The sequence below is a fragment of the Corynebacterium sp. HMSC069E04 genome (genome assembly GCF_001813175.1).
In the GTDB taxonomy this organism is placed as follows: domain Bacteria; phylum Actinomycetota; class Actinomycetes; order Mycobacteriales; family Mycobacteriaceae; genus Corynebacterium; species Corynebacterium aurimucosum.
The window spans coordinates 60,994-80,400 of record NZ_KV811696.1 but is presented as its reverse complement, the minus strand read 5'-3'; the positions used below and the strand labels follow the sequence as shown (position 1 = coordinate 80,400).

Sequence of the window (19,407 nt, the reverse complement as noted above, 5' to 3'; positions counted from 1 at the left end):
GATGATGAAATGAGCCCACATTGTGGGCTCATGACTTGAAGAAGGAGCGTGGGGCAATGAGTGCTGGCGACGCTGTACGTCACAACCATGGCGACCGCATTGGCCGCGCAGAGCGCGTCACCGGGGAGACAAAGATCTCTGTAGAAATAAACCTCGATGGCACCGGCCAGTCGGATATTTCGACGGGGCTGCCGTTCTTTGACCACATGCTTAACGCTGTGTGCACCCACGGCTCCTTCGATCTTCGCGTTCACGCTGAGGGCGATATTGACATCGATGCTCACCACACGGTCGAAGACACCGCTATCGTGCTGGGCCGTGCCTTTCTGGAGGCGGTGGGGGATAAGTCCGGGATCCGCCGTTTCGGCTCCCAGCTCCTCCCCATGGATGAAACGCTGGTGGAGGCCGTCGTCGATATCTCAGGGCGTCCCTACTTCGTGATGAATGGCGAGCCGGAGAACATGGAGTGGCAGATTATCGGTGGGCATTACGCCACGGTTATCAACCGACACTTCTTTGAAACCTTTGCCACGCACTCGGCGACGACCTTGCACGTCAACGTGCGTTACGGCCGCGATCCGCATCACATCACGGAGGCCGAGTATAAGGCAGTGGCCCGTGCTCTGCGCCAGGCTACTGAGCGGGATCCGCGCGTGAACGGAGTTCCTTCGACGAAGGGAGCGCTCTAAGACTTATGAATGTAATGGTTCTCGTTCTCTTTCTGGTCGCCGGGTTGCTCGTCGGTGGTGCGTGGGCGGCATACCAGAACGGGTCGGTGCTGATGACTGTGGTCGCGGGTGCGCTCGCGGCGATCTCCGTGACTGCCGCCTTGGTCTGGTTCCTTGACATCTTCTCAGCAGGATTGGCGGCGAAGTGATAGAAAAGACCCCTCAGAGCGTATGGAAGGTTGCTGGCTTTAAGGAAACCATGATCGCGGTGGTTTCCGCTTTTGGTGCTTGGTCGGTCTTGCTGCCTGTGGTGCCGCTGGCCGTGCTGGATGCCGGCGGTTCCGCGACATTGGCTGGTGCCACGACCGGCGTGTTCATGCTGGCCACAGTGCTTACCCAAATGGCAACACCGATGCTGCTGCGCATCTTTGGCTACCGCCCGATTATGGCGGCCGCGGCGTTGTTGCTGGGGCTGCCGGCGTTGGGGCACATGCTGGGCGATGCAGCCCCGATCGCCCTAGGCTTTTCCGCTCTGCGCGGTATAGGCTTCGGTGCGCTCACAGTGGCGGAGAACGCACTCATCGCGGAAATCACGCCACGGCGCCTGCTGGGTAAGGCCACGGGAATTTTCGGCCTATTCATCGGTGCAGCCCAAATGGCCTTCTTGCCCGTGGGCCTCGCGGTGGCTTCAGCCTTTAACTACAACACGGTGTATCTTCTGGCTGCTGGTCTTGGCTTACTAGGATTCTTCACGTGCATTCTGGTGCCGCAAATCAAAGCCGCTCCAGTGGGGTCGCCGGACCCCTCAGACACCACCCCGCGCGCCCCGATGTGGAAGCTCGTGCTCGTCCCAGCACTGGCGCTGATGAGTTTTTCCGTGAGCTATGGCGTGGCATCTAACTTCATTTCTCCGGCGGTGCGTGAGTTGGATCCTGAGCGCGGCGCTGTCTTGGGCGGCCTCATGCTATCGGTGATTGGTGGTTCGGCCATGATCGCGCGCTATGTGGCCGGTGTGGTGGCGGACCGAGTAGGCCAGCCAGGCACGCTGATGATTCCCGCTCAGGCTTTTTCAGTCTTAGGCGTGGGGCTTATCGCCGCCGTGCTGTGGCAAGAATGGTCAGTATGGCTGCTCGTGTTCGGCACGGTCATCTACGGTGCGGGTTTCGGCATCGTGCAAAATGAGGCGCTGTTGTCGATGTTCGACCGTCTCCCGCGCGAGCGCCTCTCGGAGGGCTCTGCGGTGTGGAATATTTTCTACGACGGCGGCACGGGCCTTGGCTCGACGGTGCTCGGCGCCGTCGTGGCTATGTCTGGTTATTATGGCGCGTTCGCCGCTGGCGCCGCCATCATCGCGGTGGGCCTGCTCATGTCTGCGGCTGACCTCGCCTTGGGCAAGACCCGCGTGAGCGAGCTGAACGACATCCAAACCCGCCTGCGCATGATTAGAAGGCCGAGGAGACCCGGAAAGGAAGCACGATGAGCTCACACGACGTAGTAGTCCTGGATTATGGCGCTGGCAATGTCCGGTCGGCAGTGCGCGCGCTGGAGAGGGTCGGTGCCACCGTCGCGGTGACCGCGGACCCGAAACAGGCGGTAGAGGCCGATGGCCTTTTGGTCCCCGGAGTGGGGGCGTTCGCTGCCTGCATGGAGGGCCTGCGCGCCGCACAGGGGCCGCGAATCATTGGTCAGCGATTGGCTGGTGGTCGCCCCGTTTTGGGGATTTGCGTAGGCATGCAGATTCTTTTTGAGTCAGGCACTGAACACGGCGTGCACACCGAAGGTTGCGGCGAGTGGCCCGGGGAGGTTACCCGTTTGCAGGCTCCCGTCCTCCCGCACATGGGATGGAACACCGTGGAGCTTCCTAGCGGAAGCCGCATGTTTGAAGGCGTGAGCCCGGAGGATCGCTTTTATTTCGTGCATTCCTATGCCGCGCGGAACTGGGAGCTGGAGACCGAGATTACGGAGCCGCCGAAGGTGGCGTGGTCGGAGTATGGCGGTGACCGTTTTGTCGCTGCGGTAGACAATGGCGCATTGTGGGCCACCCAATTTCACCCGGAGAAATCTGGTGACGTTGGTTCGCAGCTGCTGAAGAACTGGATAGGAACGCTTTAAAGAGTCCGCGTGAAAGGTAGACTACCCACCATGAGTTTTACACTGTTGCCCGCGGTTGATGTCGTTGATGGTCAGGCAGTTCGCCTTGATCAAGGAGAGGCCGGAACCGAGAAATCCTATGGCTCGCCGCGTGAGGCTGCCCTGAAGTGGCAGGCTCAGGGTGCGCAGTGGCTGCATGCAGTCGATTTGGACGCGGCTTTTGGCCGCGGATCCAACCATGAACTGCTCGCCGAAATCACCACAAGCGTGGACCTGAACGTGGAGCTGACCGGCGGGATTCGAGATGATGAATCTCTGGCCCGAGCTCTCGCCACCGGTGCGCGCCGCGTCAATATTGGTACCGCGGCTTTGGAGAACCCTGACTGGATTGCCAAGGCTCTGGCAGAACACGGTGACCGCATCGCAGTGGACTTGGCGGTCCGCCTGGTGGATGGCGAGTGGCGGACGCGAGGTAACGGCTGGGTATCTGACGGCGGCGACCTCTGGGAGGTCCTCGAACGCCTCGATGTGGCTGGTTGTACTCGCTTCGTAGTAACGGACGTGTCCAAGGACGGTACGCTGCAGGGCCCCAACATTGAGTTGTTGCGTGAGGTCGCGGCCGCTACAGAAGCCAAGGTCACTGCTTCCGGAGGAATTTCCACCCTGGATGATCTGCGTGAATTGGCCCTCTACGAAAATGAGGGAATTGATTCCGCCATCATCGGTAAGGCTCTCTATGAGGAGCGCTTCACGCTGGAGGAAGCTCTCGCTGCCGTTGCAGAGGTTACCCCGCTGCCGGGAGAGGAATACATCGACCCGATCGAGGAGAGGTAGGCCGATGGCCCCGATGACAGGAACTTCGGAGTCGGACCCACGCGAGCTTGTTGCCTTTGCGGAGGCAGCGGTGGATCACGTTGATGATCTCTTCCGCAGGGGCCTCGGCGCAGCACCCGCGCGTTTCAAGGGCGAGGGAGACTTTGCCACCGAGGTAGATCTGGTCATTGAGCAGCAGTTGCGTCAAACGCTGAGTCAGCTCACCGGAATCCCGGTGCTCGGCGAGGAATACGGGGGAGACCTCCAAGAGACGATCTGGGTCGTGGACCCAGTGGATGGAACCGCGAACTATTCCGCGGGAAATCCGTGCTGCGGAATTCTTGTCACGCTTTTGCACGAAGCGAAGCCCGTCGTCGCAGTCGCAGATTTTCCTTTGCTAAACCGTCGCGTCGTCGCGGCACAAGGCATGCCACTGCGCACCAGCGGCGGCCCCTCGACCGGTTTCGGGGGCGGCGAGGAGGCTCAGGGCTTCGACGAGGCCCGCGGTCATGTGGGCTGTTCCTCACACCTGCCAACCGATTTGTTCAAGGACCTCCGAGAGACCGGGTTGCGTCCCCGCATGACTGGGTCGGTGGGGCTGGACAATGCCTTCGTGGCCCAAGGCGTGTTTGATGGGGCGGTGAATTTCTCGCCGCACCCATGGGATAACGCGGCGGGTGCGCTCATGATCAAGGCCGCCGGTGGCCGCGTGAGCGATCCAGAAGGAAATGAGTGGACCGCCAACTCGAAGGGCTTTGTGGGAGGAACCCCGCAGGTTCATGCCACAATTCTGGATGCCATCGCCCGAAATCCTCGTGGGGAGCGCTAGGCTCCGGCACTAAACCCCAGCGTGGGAATTGGGCGCTGAAGCCGGACGTAGTTTTTAGTATTCGGCAGTTTCCATACGGACTGCCTCTCATCTGACCTTTAGTTTTAGGAGGATGGTCACCATGGCACTTGCCGTGCGCGTGATCCCGTGTCTTGACGTTGATAATGGCCGTGTGGTCAAAGGCGTGAACTTCGAAAACCTGCGTGATGCCGGTGACCCGGTGGAGTTGGCTGCCCGCTATGGCCACATGGGCGCTGATGAGCTGACCTTCCTCGACGTCTCCGCATCAAAGGATGGCCGCGGCACCATGCTCGATGTGGTGCGCCGTACGGCCGATCAAGTCTTCATCCCGTTGACCGTTGGCGGTGGAGTCAGGTCGGTGGACGATGTCCGCGAGCTTCTTCGTGCCGGCGCGGATAAGGTCTCTGTAAACTCCTCTGCCATCGCGCGCCCGGAGTTGCTGCGCGAACTGGCGGATGTCTTTGGTTCCCAGTGCATTGTGCTTTCGGTGGATGCTCGCCGCGCGAAAGATTTTCCCAGCGGCTTTGAGGTCACCACACATGGCGGAACGCGCTCGGCAGGCCTCGACGCCGTGGAGTGGGCCAAGCGCGGTGAGGAACTAGGGGTTGGTGAGATTCTGCTGAACTCCATGGATGGAGACGGCACCAAGGCGGGCTTCGACATCGAATTGATCGAGGCGGTGCGTGCGGCGGTGTCCGTGCCGATCATCGCCTCCGGCGGAGCGGGTAGGGCCGAGCATTTTCCACCGGCTGTTGATGCCGGGGCAGATGCCGTGCTCGCGGCCAGCATCTTCCACTTCCGTGAGGTAGAGATCTCTGAGGTTAAAGAGGCACTTGCGGCAGCAGGGAAGGAGGTCCGCCAGTGAAGGTACACAATGAAAGCAGCGGGCACAGAAGCACCGATTCGGAGGCCGTAGGGGACTATGAGCTGAGTGAAGAGATTGCTCAGCAGCTTAAGCGCAACGAGGCGGGTTTGGTTCCGGCCATTGTGCAATCGGAGCGCGGAGAAGTGCTCATGCTGGCATGGATGGATGATCATGCCTTGGCCTATACGTTGGCGACGCGTCGTGGAACCTACTATTCACGCTCGCGCCGTGAGTATTGGATTAAGGGTCTGACGTCCGGCAATACCCAAGAGGTGGTGGGTGCGCGCTTAGATTGCGATGGAGACACCGTCTTACTGACCGTTCGTCAGCACGGCGGCGCGTGCCATACCGGGGACCGGACGTGCTTCGATGCACGCGATCTCTTCGGAGAGGAGAACAATGGCTAAGCGCACTGAAGCAAAGTGCACTGAAGCAAAGCACAGTGGAGCTAAACGCATCGGACCTGTGCTGATGTTCGTCGGCGCCATCCTGTTGTGGCTGTCTTCCCGCATGACGTGGGTGACGGCGGCGGTCGAAGACGATAAGGCCGGTTCGAGTGTTGTGGAATTATCTGGTTCCTTGTGGTCCCTCGAGCTCATTGCACTCAGCGTCGTGGTTCTCGCTGGCGGTGTGGCAGCCTTTGCGCTGCGGCGCACGGGCCGTCGAATTGTCTCTGTCCTCACCGCACTCGCCGCGGCGGCTGCCGGATGGCGCCCGGTTGCGCTGTTGACTGCCGGCCCCGAGACGGAGCGTGCTCAAGAGCTGCTGCAGGGAGGAACGAACGATACCTCCGTGGATTCCGCAACCATTTCGGATTGGGCCACTGTCCTCACCGCTGATGCGTCGACCGTTGGCCCCGTGCTTGCTATCGCCGGTGCGGCGCTTGCCCTCTTCGGCGCGGTCATGGTGGCGAGCAATCCGGGGGCCGATAAGCCCCGCTCCGCCAAATATGAAACCCCGGCGGTACGCCAGGAACGCCTGCAGGAAGACCTCGAAACCTCCCAGGACTCCGGCCGTGTGATGTGGGATGCCCTCGATGCCGATATTGACCCCACCGATCCCCGGTCGACCTAGGCATGGCAGCGGCGTGAGCCGTGGCTGCATTTCCCGCTTCACATAGTGGTCCTAGCACGGAATCGGGTGCCCCGGATTTCTTGTTAGAGGCAAGGGCGCGCTAGCCTAAGTGTGATCTCAAACGCCCCTGTTTCTTTCTTTGAGTTTCCTTCGGGGAAGGGAGGTGCTCCATGCCTACCCCGATTGCCGTCGATCACCTTGTGGCCGGCGTACTAGCTGATGTAGCCGCACGGGAGGCGCGCGTCCCCTTCAAGGAAGTTAAAGCGCGGTCTCGAGACATGGACGCACCGCGCGATACCGCACAGGCCCTATTACGTTCGGGATGTTCTATCATCACCGAAATCAAGCGCGCCGTGCCTTATGGTGGAGAGATCGTCCACCTAGACGGACCGCACTCCGTCGCGGCCCTGGCACGAAAGCTGGAGGAAGCAGGCGTGCACGTCATGGCCTGCCAGACAGACAGGCGCCGCTTTCATGGCTCCCTGGAGGACATGCGTGTTGCCCGCGCTGCAATCGACATTCCTATGCTGTGCCGCGACACCATTGTTGATCCTTATCAGATTCATGAAGCGCGCTGTTATGGGGCGGATGCGATTCCTTTGCAGGTGGAGTTGCTTGATCAGGCTCGCCTCGAGTCGCTCCTCGACCGCGTGGAGTCCCTTGGAATGACAGCCATCCTGGAAGTGCGCACGTGCGCTGAGGTGGATCGCGTTATCAAAGCAGGGGGTACTGTCGTGGCCATCAATGCGTGGTCTTTGGCCTCCGATGCACTTAATCGGGAGGCCTTTTCTACTATTTCACCGGGTCTTCCTGAGAGCATCACACGTATTGCGGTGGGCGGCGTTAATAGTCCGCGTAACGTGTTGTCCTATGCCTCGCAGGGAGCCGATGCCATCCTCGTCGGTGAGTCCATTATGGCGGCCCAGGACCCGATGGCTTTGGCCCGCTCCTTAGTGGCCGCCGGCCAGCATCCGGCGTGCCCTTCGCGCAGAAGCTAAGCGCGTTGTAGTGGCCGTCTTTTTCAGGCACACTATTTCCCGTGCAGATTTACTACCTCGCCAACATTCCCTCTCCGCCACAAGGCGTGTGGCATCTCGGACCAGTCCCTATTCGTGCGTATGCCATGTGCATTATCGCCGGCATCCTCGTTGCGCTGTGGATGACTCTGCGCCGCTATACCGCCCGGGGTGGAAACCCGGATGTGGTCTGGGATGCTGCCTTGGTAGTGATCCCAGCCGGCATCATTGGCGGCCGCCTCTATCACGTGATTACGGATAATGATAAGTACTTCTGCTCCACGTGTGATCCTCTCGACGCGCTGAAAATCACCAACGGTGGACTAGGTATTTGGGGAGCGGTGGCCTTGGGCGCGGTCGCGGTGTGGCTCATGTTCAAAGTCAAGGGCATCCCTGTGGGGCCGTTTGCGGATGCCGTCGCGCCTGGACTCATATTGGCGCAGGCTATTGGCCGCCTAGGCAATTGGTTCAACCAGGAACTCTATGGTCGTGAGACCACCGTCCCGTGGGCTCTCGACATTTATTATCGTGTGAATGAAAGCGGTGAATACGCGCCGATCAGTGGGCGCTCGACCGGGGAAGTAATCGCCTCGGTGCATCCGACATTTCTCTATGAGCTGCTGTGGAACGTGGCGGTGTGCGTGTTCCTGCTGTGGGCCCACAAGGCATTCAAGCTCGGCCATGGTCGTGTGTTTGCGCTGTACGTCGCCGGATACACAGCGGGGCGCTTCGTTGTAGAAAACATGCGTGCTGACGATGCCACGCTCATCTTTGGTCTGCGTGTCAACGTCATCGTGTCAGTGGTCTGCTTTGTTGTAGCGCTCATCGTGTACTTCCGGCTGCCGCGCGGCCAGGAAACACCAGAAGAGGTGGACCCGGCCCGTGCCGCCGACGTCGGTGACAGTGCAGGAGTCGCTGACTCACAAAGGTGACAGTCGCAGCGCCTAGCGACAGATTCACGCGCTGAGGCTTCGGGAAGTAGCCGGGATCACACAATGTTTTAAGACGCCTTGACCGAGAGTCTCGAGTTTCGGGAGCATGGACACAAAATGCCCAGATGTGCCCGGTTATTCCCGGTTGTTGCCGAATCGGAAGGGGCTGCAACAGTCACCGGGGAAGCCTGATTCGACGGTCAAAACATGGTGTGAGCTTCATTCGTGGTGGCCGAGACCAGCAAAGCGGGGTAGTTTGGGAACCGTTAGAAACTCCCGATGTGAATAAGGCACTCCATGTTGGATAGAAGAACCAAAATTGTTTGTACGTTGGGTCCTGCTGTAGCAAGCAAGGAAGGAATCCTTGGCCTCGTTGAAGCAGGCATGAACGTGGCGCGTCTAAACATGTCCCACGGCGAGCATGCGGACCACGAGGCGAACTACCGCTGGGTCCGTGAGGCTACCGATGAGACCGGCCAGGCAGTCGGCGTCCTGGCGGACCTCCAGGGACCGAAGATTCGTCTGGGTCGCTTCGTCAACGGTGAAGAGATGTGGAAGGACGGCGAAATCGTCCGCATCACCGTTGATGACGTAGAAGGTACGCACGACCGCGTGTCCACCACCTACAAGAACCTGGCGCAGGACGCGAAGCCGGGTGACCGCCTGCTGATCGACGACGGTAAGGTCGCCGTCGTCTGCAAGGAAGTCGACGGCAATGACGTTGTTTGTGAGGTCACCGAGGGCGGACCGGTCTCCAATAACAAGGGCGTGTCCCTCCCAGGCATGGACATTTCTGTGCCGGCGCTGTCGGAGAAGGACATTGCTGACCTTCGCTTCGCATTGAAGCTCGGCGTGGACATGATCGCTCTGTCCTTTGTTCGTTCCCCAGCCGATGTGGACAAGGTCCACGAAATCATGGATGAGGAAGGCCGCCGCGTTCCGGTTATTGCGAAGCTCGAGAAGCCGGAGGCGGTCGATGCCCTTGAATCCATCGTCTTGGCTTTCGATGCCATCATGATTGCGCGCGGTGACCTTGGCGTCGAGGTCCCGCTGGAGCAGGTTCCGCTGTTCCAGAAGCGCGCTATCCAGATCGCGCGTGAGAATGCCAAGCCGGTGATCGTGGCAACGCAGATGCTCGATTCCATGATCTCCAACCTGCGCCCGACTCGCGCGGAGGCCTCCGACGTGGCTAACGCAGTGCTCGATGGTGCTGATGCCGTCATGCTCTCCGGTGAGACCTCCGTCGGCATCGACCCGCACAATGTTGTGCGCACGATGTCCCGCATCGTGACGAATGCTGAGCAAGGCGGCCAGGTTCCTCCGCTGTCGCACGTTCCGCGCACCAAGCGCGGTGTTGTGTCCTACTCCGCACGCGATATTGCTGAGCGCCTGAATGCGAAGGCCATCGTCGCCTTCACCACCTCCGGTGATACCGCGAAGCGCGTGGCTCGTTTGCACTCCGCGCTGCCGCTCCTTGCCTTCACCCCGTACCCGGCGGTGCGCTCGCAGCTGGCGTTGACCTGGGGTGCAGAGACCTTCTTGAGTGACTCGGTCGAGTCCACCGATGACATGATGGCCGCCATTGATGAGGCTCTGCTGGGAATGGATAAGTACAAGGAAGGCGACATGATCGTCGTCATCGCCGGTACCCCTCCTGGAATCTCTGGTAACACCAATATGATTCAGGTCCACGAGCTGGGCCAGACTCTGCGCGATAAGTAAAACCGTCGCAGACAAACAACGCCGCCTCACCCCGCTTGCTTCCTTACCCACTAAGTGGGAAGGGGGAACGGTGGTGGGGCGGCGCTTTGTCTTTCCGGAAAGCCCCGTCTAGGGGTTAATAGGCACTAGTGCGTCTTTTAACCCCTGTCTGTCTAGACGTGGGAAATGGGGGTCGGGGTCAGCTTCCACACTTCGTTGGCATAGTCAGCGATAGTGCGGTCAGAGGAGAAGCGCCCGGAGTAGCAGATGTTGAGCCAGGCCTTCTTGGCCCATGCCAGCTCGTCCGCTTCATAGTCAGCAGCCATGCGGTCACGGGTCTCGCGGTAGTCGGCGAAGTCCCCGAGGACGTAGTAGGTATCCTGAGCGTGTTCGCCGAAGCCATCGAGCAGCGAGGAGCGCAGATCACTAAACATGCCTGCATTCTCCGAACCCAGCGTGCCATCGGTGAAGGCATCGAGGACACGCGCCAGGCCCGGAACCGTGTTATAGAGCTCGCCCGGGTTGTACTCGGCGCGCAGCTGCGGGATTTCTTCGTTGCGGGCGCCGAAGATGTAGGCGTTGTCTTCGCCCACTGCCTCGACGATCTCTACGTTGGCGCCGTCCATTGTGCCCAAGGTCAGGGCACCGTTCATCATGAACTTCATGTTGGAGGTACCGGAGGCTTCCTTGCCGGCGACGGAAATCTGCTCGGAGACATCAGCGGCTGGGATGATGTGCTCGGCGGGGGAGACGTTGTAATTCTCAACAAAGACTACGTTGAGCACGTCCTTGGTAGCCGGGTCGTTGTTGACCAGGTCACCGATGGTGTTGATGAGCTTGATGATGGCTTTCGCGCGGACATAGCCCGGCGCTGCCTTCGCGCCAAAGATGAAGGTGCGCTTCGGAACGGTTTCGCCGTCGACCTTGATGCGGAAGTACAGGTCCAAGATGTAAAGCGCATTCATCAGCTGGCGCTTGTACTCGTGCAGGCGCTTGATCTGGACATCGAAAACGGAATCCGGGTCCACGGTAGCGCCCTGGTGTGCGTCAATCCATGCGGCGAAATCCTGCTTGTTGGCGCGCTTGATGTTGATGAGTTGGCGCAGCACCTTCTCATCCTCAGCCACAGGAGCCAGCTTCGCCAGCTCGGTCAGATCGGTAACCCAGGCATCAGAACCAGCCTGCTCAGTGAGCAGGTCGGACAGGCGCGGGTTGCACATGCGCAGCCAACGACGAGGGGTCACGCCGTTGGTCTTGTTGTTGAACTTCTCCGGCCACAGCTCGTGCCACTCGGAGAGCGTGTCCGCCTTGATGATTTCGGTGTGCAGGGCGGCGACGCCATTGATGGAGTACGCGGCATAGCAAGCGATCCACGCCATGTGGACATGCCCGTCGGACACCGGAGCCATGTAGTCGATGCGCCCTTGATCCAAGCCGCGCTGGGCCATGTCTTCGCGGAAGCGGCGGTCGATCTCTTCCACCAGCTCCCAAATGCGCCAGAACAGCTTCTGGAAGATGGATACTTCCCAGCTCTCCAAAGCCTCAGCCAGCACGGTGTGGTTGGTGTAGGCAAAAGTCTCGGTGACGACCTTCCAGGCCTCGTCCCAGCCCATCCCGTGTTCGTCGAGAAGCAGGCGGAGCAATTCGGGGATGGCCAGCACCGGGTGGGTGTCGTTGAGCTGGATGCAGTTGTACTCGGCGAAGCCGGTGAGGTCCTCGCCGTGGTGCTCGATGTAGTTATCGATCATCTGCTGCAGCGAGGCCGAGACGAAGAAGTACTGCTGGCGAACGCGCAGCACCTTGCCCTCGTAGGTCGTGTCGTTGGGGTAGAGCACGCGGCAGATGTCCATGACGCGCTCGCGCTCCACGATGGCTTCGGTGAAGCGCTGCGAGTTGAAGGCATCGTAATCGAATTCATCGATAGGCTCGGACTTCCACAGGCGCAGCGTACCTACGTTGTTGGTGCCGTATCCGGTAATCGGCATGTCATAGGGGATAGCGCGTACGTCCATGTCATCGAAGTGGACCAAGCGCTGTTCGGAGGCACGGCGAATGATGAAGTCGTAGCCATTTTCCATCCAGGCATCTGGTTCCTCGCGCTGGAAACCGTTGTCGAAGGACTGACGGAAGAGACCGTAGCGGTAGAGCAGGCCGTAGCCCGTGACCGGGTAGTTCTGGGTGACAGCAGAATCGAGGAAGCAGGCGGCGAGGCGGCCCAGGCCGCCGTTGCCTAGTGCAGCATCGTGCTCGGCTTCGAGAACATCGGAGAGTTCGTGACCGGCGGCCTTGGAGGCGGCGCGGGCTTCGTCGACGAGTCCGGCGTTGGTGAGGTTGTTGAGCAGGGCGCGCCCCTGGAGGAACTCAGCAGAGAAATAGTGCTGCTGGCGGGCGGCGGAGTAGGCGGTGCGGGTGGCCTCCCAGTTGTCAGCAATCTGCTCCATTACTGAAGAAGACAAGCCGGACCAGAACTTGCGGTTAGTCGCGGCAGAGGGGGAGACACCAGCAGCGGCGCGGACGTGTCCGGGAACTGCGGTCTGAAAATCGGAGTGCTGGGGTTGACTCATGAGAATCCCTTCACCTTAGGCATAAAAATGCGGAAAAATACCAACACCCAAGCTTAACCAGTTCCGCATTCAGCTGCAGGAGAGAGCACTGCCAGCCAGCGTGCATTAATCATCACACACAGCGAAAGCGTTCCGGGAAGGTTAGCGCCCCAGAAAAGACAGGACGGCTGCAGCCCCGGCGTGGGTGGCCGAGCGCATGGTGGGTTCATAATCCGGCAGGAAAGTGGATTGGTGGTTGACCGGCGGGTTGTCCAGGAGGTGCTCCGGCGTGGAGCCGATGAACCAGAAGTTATAAGGCACGCCCCAGGCTTGTGGGAGATAGCAGAAATCCTCGGAGACGGTGGATGAGGTGGCGCTCACGGAGAGATCAGCAAAGACTGCGTCGAAGGCCGAGCGAACGGTCTCATGAATGGAAGCGTCATTATCGGTGACTTCGCCATGGGCAAAGTACTCGAAGGTGGGCTCTGCTGGGCATCCCGAGGCTTCGCACTCGGCTCGCACCATACGCTCGAGGGAGGCATAGACGCGCTGCGCCAACTCTGGCTTGTAATAGCGGGTGTTAAGTACGAGTTCGGCGCTGCCCGGAATGATGTTGTTTTTATCGCCCGAATGCAGCTCGCCCACCGAGATGACAAAGAAATCATGGGGAGGGACTTCGCGGCCGACAATGGCTTGTAAGCGGGTGACCACCATGGCGGCCGCGTAGGAAGGATCGATGGCCTCGTGCGGCATGGAGGCGTGCGCGGAGCGCCCCGTGATGCGGATGCGGAGGGAATCACAGCCGGCCAGGATGGGGCCGGCGGTGGACTGCACCTGGCCGGCGGGGCCCGGCATGACGTGTTGACCAAAGCACACATCCGGTGCAGGAACGCGGTCGGTGAGCCCGTCCGCAATCATGTATTTGGCGCCCATGGATGATTCCTCCGCCGGTTGGAACAGTGCTAGGAAGGTGCCGTGCCAGGCGTCGCGGTGGGCGTCGAGAATCGCGCACGCGCCGAGCAATGCCGTGGTGTGTACATCGTGCCCGCAGGCATGCATTGCGCCATTGGTGGCGGCGAAGGGGACGCCGGTTTCCTCGGCCACCGGGAGGGCATCAAAATCAGCCCGCATCAGCGCGGTTGGGCCGTCCCCGTTGCGGAAGATAGCGACGATGCCATGGCCGCCGATTCCGGTGACGAGCTCGCACTCGTACTTATCTAGTTGTTCCAGAATCCGCCCGGCGGTGCGTTCCTCTTGGTGGGACAGCTCTGGGTGGGCATGCATGTCTTCATAGAAGGCGCGTTGCCAGCTGAGATCGACTGAATCTTCGAGGAGGAGCGAGCTCAGCCGAGAAAGTGTGGGATCTGCCATAGTTACTGTCCTTCAAGTTTGGGTAGGGTTACCTACATGCCATTGATTCACTTTGATGTTCTGGTGCCGGATGCTCAAGCCGAGCGCGTGGCCGAAATCTTTAGCACTGCTACCCACAAGCTGGTGGATAACGGCTCCTTAGCTTCTGCTGAGGTTACCCGTGTGCCCGATCCTGCACTCCCGGAGGGGCTGGAAGAACAGCTACGCCAGACCTACCGCGATGAGCATGAAGAGCGTGATTTAGAGGACGCCAATGTCTACCGCTATGCCATCGATGTCGATGGCGTGAAGGGCTCCGTCAATCAGCTGACCATGGTCCTCGCACGCTTGTTGACACCCCATTCGGTTCTACCGAAGGACCACGTGTTGCTGGAGGACGAGCTCGCCCACGAGCGACCGGCAATTTTCCCGTGGGCGGTGCAGGTGACCCCGTAGTTCTGCTGAAAGCTATAGCCTCAGAGAGTTTTAGCCTCAGAGAGTTTTAGCTCTGCAGAACGCTGCGGACGAGGCGTTCGGCCGCGTTGCTTAAGCGCTGGGCGACGTCCCCCTCTTCCTCCCCGTCGAGTTCTTCCAGCAGTGTGCCCTGTGGCGCCGATGCGGTTGCGGAGCCGGCGATGATGCCCAGGGTTGGCGGGCTAGTCATGTCCGCCAGCGTGCCCACCACCTTTCCGGTAAGCGATTGTTCGTCGAAGCGCCCCTCGCCGGTAAGGACGAGATCCGCCTCGGCGATACGCGTGGGTAGATTGAGTGCTTGGGCTACATACTGGCCGCCCGGCACGATACGGCAGTGCTCCGAGGTGCCCCAGAGCGTGCGCGAAAGCCAGCTCAGGGCGATGGGAATGCCGCCTGCGGCGCCAAAGAATTCGGCCTGTGGGTCGGTCTCCGTGACTTCGCAGAGCCGTAGCATCGCGCCCGCCAGTAGTGCTACTTGTTCGCCCTCAGCGCCTTTTTGTGGGCCGTACATCGTTGCGGCTTGGACGGGCACGGCGCGAGTATCGGTGACCAAGGTGTAGTCCAGCATGGCCGCCTTCATGTTGAGCTGCGCGGTGTCGATGTGGTCGAGGTTGACCAAAGGTGCGCCGCCCTTGGGCAGGGCGTATCCGCGGGCATCGTGGGCGGCGGCGCCGAGCGCGGCGAGGATGCCGAGACCGCCGTCGATGCTGGCGCTGCCGCCGAGACCAAGAACGATGTGCTTGGCGCCGCGCGATTCGGCGTCGGCCACCAGCACGCCCGTTCCATAGGAATCCGCATGGAGTGGATCGAGGGCGTCGGAAACGGCAGGAAGGCCGGTGGCGGCGGCGACGTCGATAAAGGCTGTGTCACCAACGAGCTGGTAGCTGGCCTCGGTCAGACGGCCAATGGCATCGGTGGTAGGCAGCGTAATCGTTTGCCCCGCCGTGCCGTGGCGATGAACAGCGGCGCTGGCGAGCACCTCCGCGGTGCCTTCGCCGCCATCGGCCATGGGCAGGGTCGTTACCTTCGCTGTGTCTGCGTGGGGCGAGGAGCTGAGAGCGCGCCGCGCGCCCAATGCAATGGCGGCGGCAGCTTCGGCTGCAGTAGCGGTGCCTTTAAAGGAATCGGGGGCAACAAGAATGCGCATGCCCATGAGTATATGGCAGAGATACGAGAAAAAATTTTCGCGCTCTGACCAGCCCTTAAGGCACGCCACAGTACGGCCATCTTGCAATTTAGGTCGATTGATAGAAAACTATTGCTTGTTCAATGGATGACGCACCGACCGTGAGGAACGGTGCCCAATGAAAGGATTGCCATGTCCATCGACCAGCAAATCTCCGATTACTACAGCAAGCTTCTCAAGCGTAATGCTGGCGAACCGGAATTCCATCAGGCACTCGCTGAGGTACTCGACTCACTGAAGATCGTCCTCAATAAAGACCCTCACTACGCTGATTACGGCCTGGTCGAGCGACTGTGCGAGCCCGAGCGTCAGCTCATCTTCCGCGTGCCGTGGGTGGATGACAGCGGCCAGATCCAGGTCAACCGCGGTTTCCGCGTGCAATTTAACTCCGCGCTCGGCCCCTACAAGGGTGGCCTGCGTTTCCATCCGAGCGTCAATCTGGGCATCATCAAGTTCCTCGGCTTCGAGCAGATTTTCAAGAACTCCCTGACCGGCCTGCCTATCGGCGGCGGCAAGGGCGGTTCTGACTTCGACCCGAAGGGTAAGTCAGAAGCCGAGGTCATGCGTTTCTGCCAATCCTTCATGACGGAGCTGCACAACCACATTGGTGAATACCGCGACGTCCCGGCCGGTGATAGTGGCGTGGGCGGACGCGAAATCGGTTTCCTGTTCGGCCAGTATCGCCGACTGGAGGGCAAGCACGAGTCTGGCGTTCTTACTGGCAAGGGTCTGAGCTGGGGTGGCTCCCTCGTGCGTACCGAGGCTACCGGTTACGGCCTGGTGTATCTGACCTCGGAAATGATGAAGGCCCATGGTGAGTCTTTCGACGGCGCCAAGGTGATTGTCTCCGGTTCCGGAAATGTTGCCATCTACGCCGCCGAAAAGGTGCAACAGCTCGGCGGTACCGTCGTCGCGATGTCTGACTCCTCCGGCTACATCACCGCCCCGAACGGTGTGGACCTAGAGCTACTCAAGGAGATTAAGGAAGTCCGCCGCGAGCGCATTTCCACCTACGCCGGCGAAGCGGGTGCGGGCGTGGAGTATCACGAGGGTGGCAACGTATGGGAGGTCAGCGCCGACGTTGCTTTGCCGTGCGCTACCCAAAATGAGCTCGACGGCGAGGACGCCAAGCTCCTGGTCAAGAATCAGGTGCGCTATGTTGCCGAAGGCGCGAACATGCCCTGTACCCCGGAGGCCGCCCACTACTTTGTGGAAAATGGCATCGCCTTCGCGCCGGGTAAGGCCGCAAATGCAGGTGGTGTGGCGACCTCTGCGCTGGAGATGCAGCAGAATGCCTCCCGTGACTCCTGGACCTTCGAGTACACCGACCAGCGCCTCCACGAGATCATGTCCAATATCTTCCGCAATATCGATAAGACCTCTAAGGAATATGGCTTGGAGGGTGACTATGTCGCGGGCGCTAACATCGCTGGCTTCAAGAAGGTGGCTGATGCCATGCTGGCGCAGGGCGTGATCTAGCCCCAGCCGTTCTCTATTCCTCTCTATGCCTTGGTTTAACCTCCCCACTGAGTGGGGAGGTTTTCGCCGTTTCTTCCCGCGTGGGATACGTCGCGGTGCGTATGTGCTTGGTTAGGCTGGTGCCATGTACCGCGTATTTGAGTCCCTCGATGAACTTGTTCGCAACCTGGAACAGGCCTATGCCGTTCCCATGACCTCTAATTGCATGGTCCCGCGCCACGAGATGCTGGCGCTTCTCGACGATCTCCGCAACGCTCTCCCGGTCGAAATGGATGATGCCCAGGACGTCTTGGACAAGCAGGATGAGATCCTGCAGGGTGCGGAAGAACGCGCGGAGCAGATTATTTCTGAAGCCAATGCCGAGGCTGATGACACCGTGACCCGTGCGCGTGAGGATTCGGACGCCATGCTGGCCGACGCCCAACATCGCGCCACCACCCTTGTCGCCCAGGCAGAGGACGAGGCCAGCAACCTGGTGGACAACGCACGCTCCGACGCCGAGCGCACCCGCGCCCAAGCAGATGAGGAATACCAGCGTGCCGTCGCTGCAGGCCAAGCTGAACAAGACCGCTTGGTCTCCGAATCCGAGGTCGTGCGCCGTGCCGATGATGAGGCGCACCGTATCGTGGAGACCGCGCACTCTGAGTCCAACCGTCTGCGCACCGAGTGCGATGAATTCGTTGACGCCAAGCTCGGGGAATTCGAGACCACCTTGTCTGACCTCCTGCGCACCGTGAATAACGATCGCTCCGCTCTGCGCCGAGGTGCCGGTGTGCGCTCTCGTGGGGAATCGCGCGGCGAGGGACGCGGCGCTGTGCGCGAGACTCGGGAACCGGCGCGCCGGGCGCCGCGTGCGCCCCGCGACTACTAGAGGGGACTAATGTGCGGCCGTTCCGCGCGCCAGGAGATGAGTGCAGCAAAAGCGAGAACAGCGCCGAGGACAGAATCGAGCTTTTAGGCCAAGTGCTTAAGCGCCTATGCCCCAGCTTCAGGTCTTTGCCAGTCTAGGGCGCGCGGGCCAGCACAGGGTAAGCTGGTGGGCGCTATGAAATCACCATTGAAGTTCGACGTGACGGAATTGCTCCGCAGCCAAGGAACCGAGGCGCTGCCTGAGCACCGCGTGCAGACCGGACCCGCGCCAGAGCGCATCGGCGTGGAAATGATCGGCATCCCGGAAGGTACTGAGGTTAAGGTGGATGCCACCTTGACCCCGTTGGGCTCCGGTGTGTTGGTGGACGCTGATATCACCGGCACCCTCAGCGGCGAATGCGCCCGCTGCCTAGCAGAGCTGCATCCGGAACTGGATCTCCACGTATCCCAGGTGTTTTCCGCAGATGAATCCTTCGTCAGCGGGGATGAGACCGAGGAGGAGGATCGCGGTTCCGGTGATGAGGTTCCCGAGATCAAGGATGGAATCCTCGACCTCCTCCAGACCGTGATCGATGAGGCAGGTTTATCCCTTCCCTTTGCGCCAACGTGCGAGGATGGTTGCGAGGTGGATGCTCCCGATGGAGTAACCACGGGGGTCTCTGGGGAAGAAGAGCGCGTGGATCCGCGTTGGTCTGGTCTGGAGAAGTTCCTATGAGCAAGAAGAAGAAACTCACTGGTGAACAGGCACTAGCCGCGGCCTTCGCGGAGGTAGATCACGCCCCGCTGCTAAAAGCACTCGGCGTGGAGATCAGCGATGAGCTGCTGTGCTTGGCACTGACCCACCGCTCTTTCGCCAACGAGAACGGGCACCTGCCCAACAACGAGCGCCTCGAGTTCCTGGGGGATGCCGTCTTGGGCTTGTCTATCGCGGCCAAGCTCTACGACAAGTACCCCTCGCGCCCCGAGTCGGATATTTCTAAGATGCGTGCCTCCATCGTGTCGCGCTATGGCCTGTCCGATGTCGCCCGCGAAATCGGCGTGGGCGAGCACGTCCTGTTGGGCAAGGGCGAGCAATCCACCGGCGGCCGTGACAAGGACTCCATCTTGGCCGATACCACCGAGGCCATCCTGGGGGCTATCTACCGCCAGCATGGTTTTGAGGTTGCCCGCGGGGTGGTGCTGAAGCTGTTCGCCGCCAAGATTGACAACGCCGTGGTGTCCGGCCGTCATATGGACTGGAAGACCACCTTGCAGGAGCTGTGCGCGGAGCTGAAGGCCGCGATGCCGGTGTACTCGGCCACCTCGACGGGTCCTGAGCACGATCAAACCTTCAACGCCGTGGCCACCGTGGCCGGTTTGACCGTGGGTAGGGGAACAGGGCATAACAAGAAGCTCGCCGAGCAGCAGGCAGCGGAAGAAGCGTGCCAAGCATTGCGCGAGACACCCTTGCTGGTGCAGGGCACCGCCGGCAAAGAGAGCTAAGCCACGAGAATTC

20 protein-coding genes are annotated in these 19,407 nt (G+C 60.6%); 17 read left to right on the top strand and 3 right to left on the bottom strand.

The window, feature by feature from the left end; genetic code table 11:
• Positions 1-56 precede the first annotated feature (56 nt).
• From hisB to pyk, 12 genes are all read left to right on the top strand, one after another.
• Positions 57-689 carry an imidazoleglycerol-phosphate dehydratase HisB gene (gene hisB / locus HMPREF2896_RS10360; RefSeq protein ID WP_070445409.1) on the top strand — a complete coding sequence of 211 codons (633 nt, stop codon included), beginning with the start codon at positions 57-59 and terminating at the stop codon, positions 687-689.
• A 5-nt stretch (positions 690-694) separates the two neighbouring features.
• Positions 695-877 carry a hypothetical protein gene (locus tag HMPREF2896_RS10355; RefSeq protein ID WP_070445412.1) on the top strand — a complete coding sequence of 61 codons (183 nt, stop codon included), beginning with the start codon at positions 695-697 and terminating at the stop codon, positions 875-877.
• 50 nt (positions 878-927) lie between these two features.
• Complete coding sequence (locus tag HMPREF2896_RS10350) at positions 928-2,148, top strand: MFS transporter (protein ID WP_070445416.1); 1,221 nt, start codon at positions 928-930, stop codon at positions 2,146-2,148.
• A complete protein-coding gene (gene hisH, locus HMPREF2896_RS10345) occupies positions 2,145-2,780 on the top strand; it encodes an imidazole glycerol phosphate synthase subunit HisH (RefSeq protein ID WP_070711442.1) in 636 nt (211 codons plus the stop codon). The genes HMPREF2896_RS10350 and hisH overlap by 4 nt, the downstream gene beginning before the upstream one ends.
• A gap of 30 nt (positions 2,781-2,810) precedes the next feature.
• A complete protein-coding gene (gene priA / locus HMPREF2896_RS10340; RefSeq protein ID WP_070719461.1) occupies positions 2,811-3,593 on the top strand; it encodes a bifunctional 1-(5-phosphoribosyl)-5-((5-phosphoribosylamino)methylideneamino)imidazole-4-carboxamide isomerase/phosphoribosylanthranilate isomerase PriA in 783 nt (260 codons plus the stop codon).
• 4 nt (positions 3,594-3,597) lie between these two features.
• Positions 3,598-4,401, top strand: a complete 804-nt coding sequence (locus HMPREF2896_RS10335) for an inositol monophosphatase family protein (protein ID WP_070643780.1) — start codon at positions 3,598-3,600, stop codon at positions 4,399-4,401.
• A 121-nt stretch (positions 4,402-4,522) separates the two neighbouring features.
• Positions 4,523-5,287, top strand: coding sequence for an imidazole glycerol phosphate synthase subunit HisF (hisF, locus tag HMPREF2896_RS10330; protein ID WP_070445717.1), 765 nt, complete (start codon positions 4,523-4,525; stop codon positions 5,285-5,287).
• Positions 5,284-5,694, top strand: a complete 411-nt coding sequence (gene hisI, locus HMPREF2896_RS10325) for a phosphoribosyl-AMP cyclohydrolase (RefSeq protein WP_070445428.1) — start codon at positions 5,284-5,286, stop codon at positions 5,692-5,694. The genes hisF and hisI overlap by 4 nt, the downstream gene beginning before the upstream one ends.
• Positions 5,687-6,361, top strand: coding sequence for a TIGR02234 family membrane protein (locus HMPREF2896_RS10320; protein ID WP_070719459.1), 675 nt, complete (start codon positions 5,687-5,689; stop codon positions 6,359-6,361). The genes hisI and HMPREF2896_RS10320 overlap by 8 nt, the downstream gene beginning before the upstream one ends.
• Positions 6,362-6,531: 170 nt before the next feature.
• Complete coding sequence (locus HMPREF2896_RS10315) at positions 6,532-7,359, top strand: indole-3-glycerol phosphate synthase TrpC (protein ID WP_070445431.1); 828 nt, start codon at positions 6,532-6,534, stop codon at positions 7,357-7,359.
• Between the two features lie 41 nt (positions 7,360-7,400).
• Positions 7,401-8,309 carry a prolipoprotein diacylglyceryl transferase gene (gene lgt, locus HMPREF2896_RS10310; protein ID WP_070445434.1) on the top strand — a complete coding sequence of 303 codons (909 nt, stop codon included), beginning with the start codon at positions 7,401-7,403 and terminating at the stop codon, positions 8,307-8,309.
• Positions 8,310-8,609: 300 nt separating this feature from the next.
• The gene (gene pyk, locus HMPREF2896_RS10305) at positions 8,610-10,031 is read left to right on the top strand and encodes a pyruvate kinase (RefSeq protein WP_070445728.1); all 1,422 of its coding nucleotides are present in this window, start codon (positions 8,610-8,612) and stop codon (positions 10,029-10,031) included.
• Positions 10,032-10,183: 152 nt separating this feature from the next.
• Here pyk and HMPREF2896_RS10300 read toward each other — a convergent pair whose 3' ends face one another.
• Both HMPREF2896_RS10300 and HMPREF2896_RS10295 read right to left on the bottom strand, forming a co-directional pair.
• The gene (locus HMPREF2896_RS10300) at positions 10,184-12,574 is read right to left on the bottom strand and encodes a glycogen/starch/alpha-glucan phosphorylase (protein WP_070719457.1); all 2,391 of its coding nucleotides are present in this window, start codon (positions 12,572-12,574) and stop codon (positions 10,184-10,186) included.
• 141 nt (positions 12,575-12,715) lie between these two features.
• The gene (locus HMPREF2896_RS10295; RefSeq protein WP_070719455.1) at positions 12,716-13,924 is read right to left on the bottom strand and encodes an amidohydrolase; all 1,209 of its coding nucleotides are present in this window, start codon (positions 13,922-13,924) and stop codon (positions 12,716-12,718) included.
• Between the two features lie 36 nt (positions 13,925-13,960).
• Here HMPREF2896_RS10295 and HMPREF2896_RS10290 point away from each other — a divergent pair, with 36 nt between their 5' ends.
• On the top strand, positions 13,961-14,359 hold the full coding sequence (locus HMPREF2896_RS10290; RefSeq protein ID WP_070445443.1) for a hypothetical protein: 399 nt from the start codon (positions 13,961-13,963) through the stop codon (positions 14,357-14,359).
• 46 nt (positions 14,360-14,405) lie between these two features.
• On the opposite strand, the gene HMPREF2896_RS10285 is transcribed toward HMPREF2896_RS10290, so the two are convergent.
• Positions 14,406-15,524: a glycerate kinase gene (locus HMPREF2896_RS10285; protein WP_070445731.1), complete on the bottom strand. Its 1,119-nt coding sequence runs from the start codon at positions 15,522-15,524 to the stop codon at positions 14,406-14,408.
• A 171-nt stretch (positions 15,525-15,695) separates the two neighbouring features.
• Between HMPREF2896_RS10285 and gdhA the strand changes: the two genes are divergently transcribed.
• From gdhA to rnc, 4 genes are all read left to right on the top strand, one after another.
• Positions 15,696-17,042 (top strand): NADP-specific glutamate dehydrogenase, encoded by a 1,347-nt coding sequence (gene gdhA, locus HMPREF2896_RS10280; RefSeq protein ID WP_070719453.1) that lies wholly within the window; start codon positions 15,696-15,698, stop codon positions 17,040-17,042.
• Positions 17,043-17,166: 124 nt separating this feature from the next.
• Positions 17,167-17,913, top strand: coding sequence for a DivIVA domain-containing protein (locus HMPREF2896_RS10275; RefSeq protein ID WP_070711437.1), 747 nt, complete (start codon positions 17,167-17,169; stop codon positions 17,911-17,913).
• A gap of 174 nt (positions 17,914-18,087) precedes the next feature.
• Positions 18,088-18,627, top strand: coding sequence for a YceD family protein (locus HMPREF2896_RS10270; protein ID WP_070719452.1), 540 nt, complete (start codon positions 18,088-18,090; stop codon positions 18,625-18,627).
• Complete coding sequence (gene rnc, locus HMPREF2896_RS10265) at positions 18,624-19,394, top strand: ribonuclease III (RefSeq protein WP_070445456.1); 771 nt, start codon at positions 18,624-18,626, stop codon at positions 19,392-19,394. Before HMPREF2896_RS10270 ends, rnc begins: the two co-directional genes overlap by 4 nt.
• The last annotated feature ends 13 nt before the right edge of the window (positions 19,395-19,407 follow it).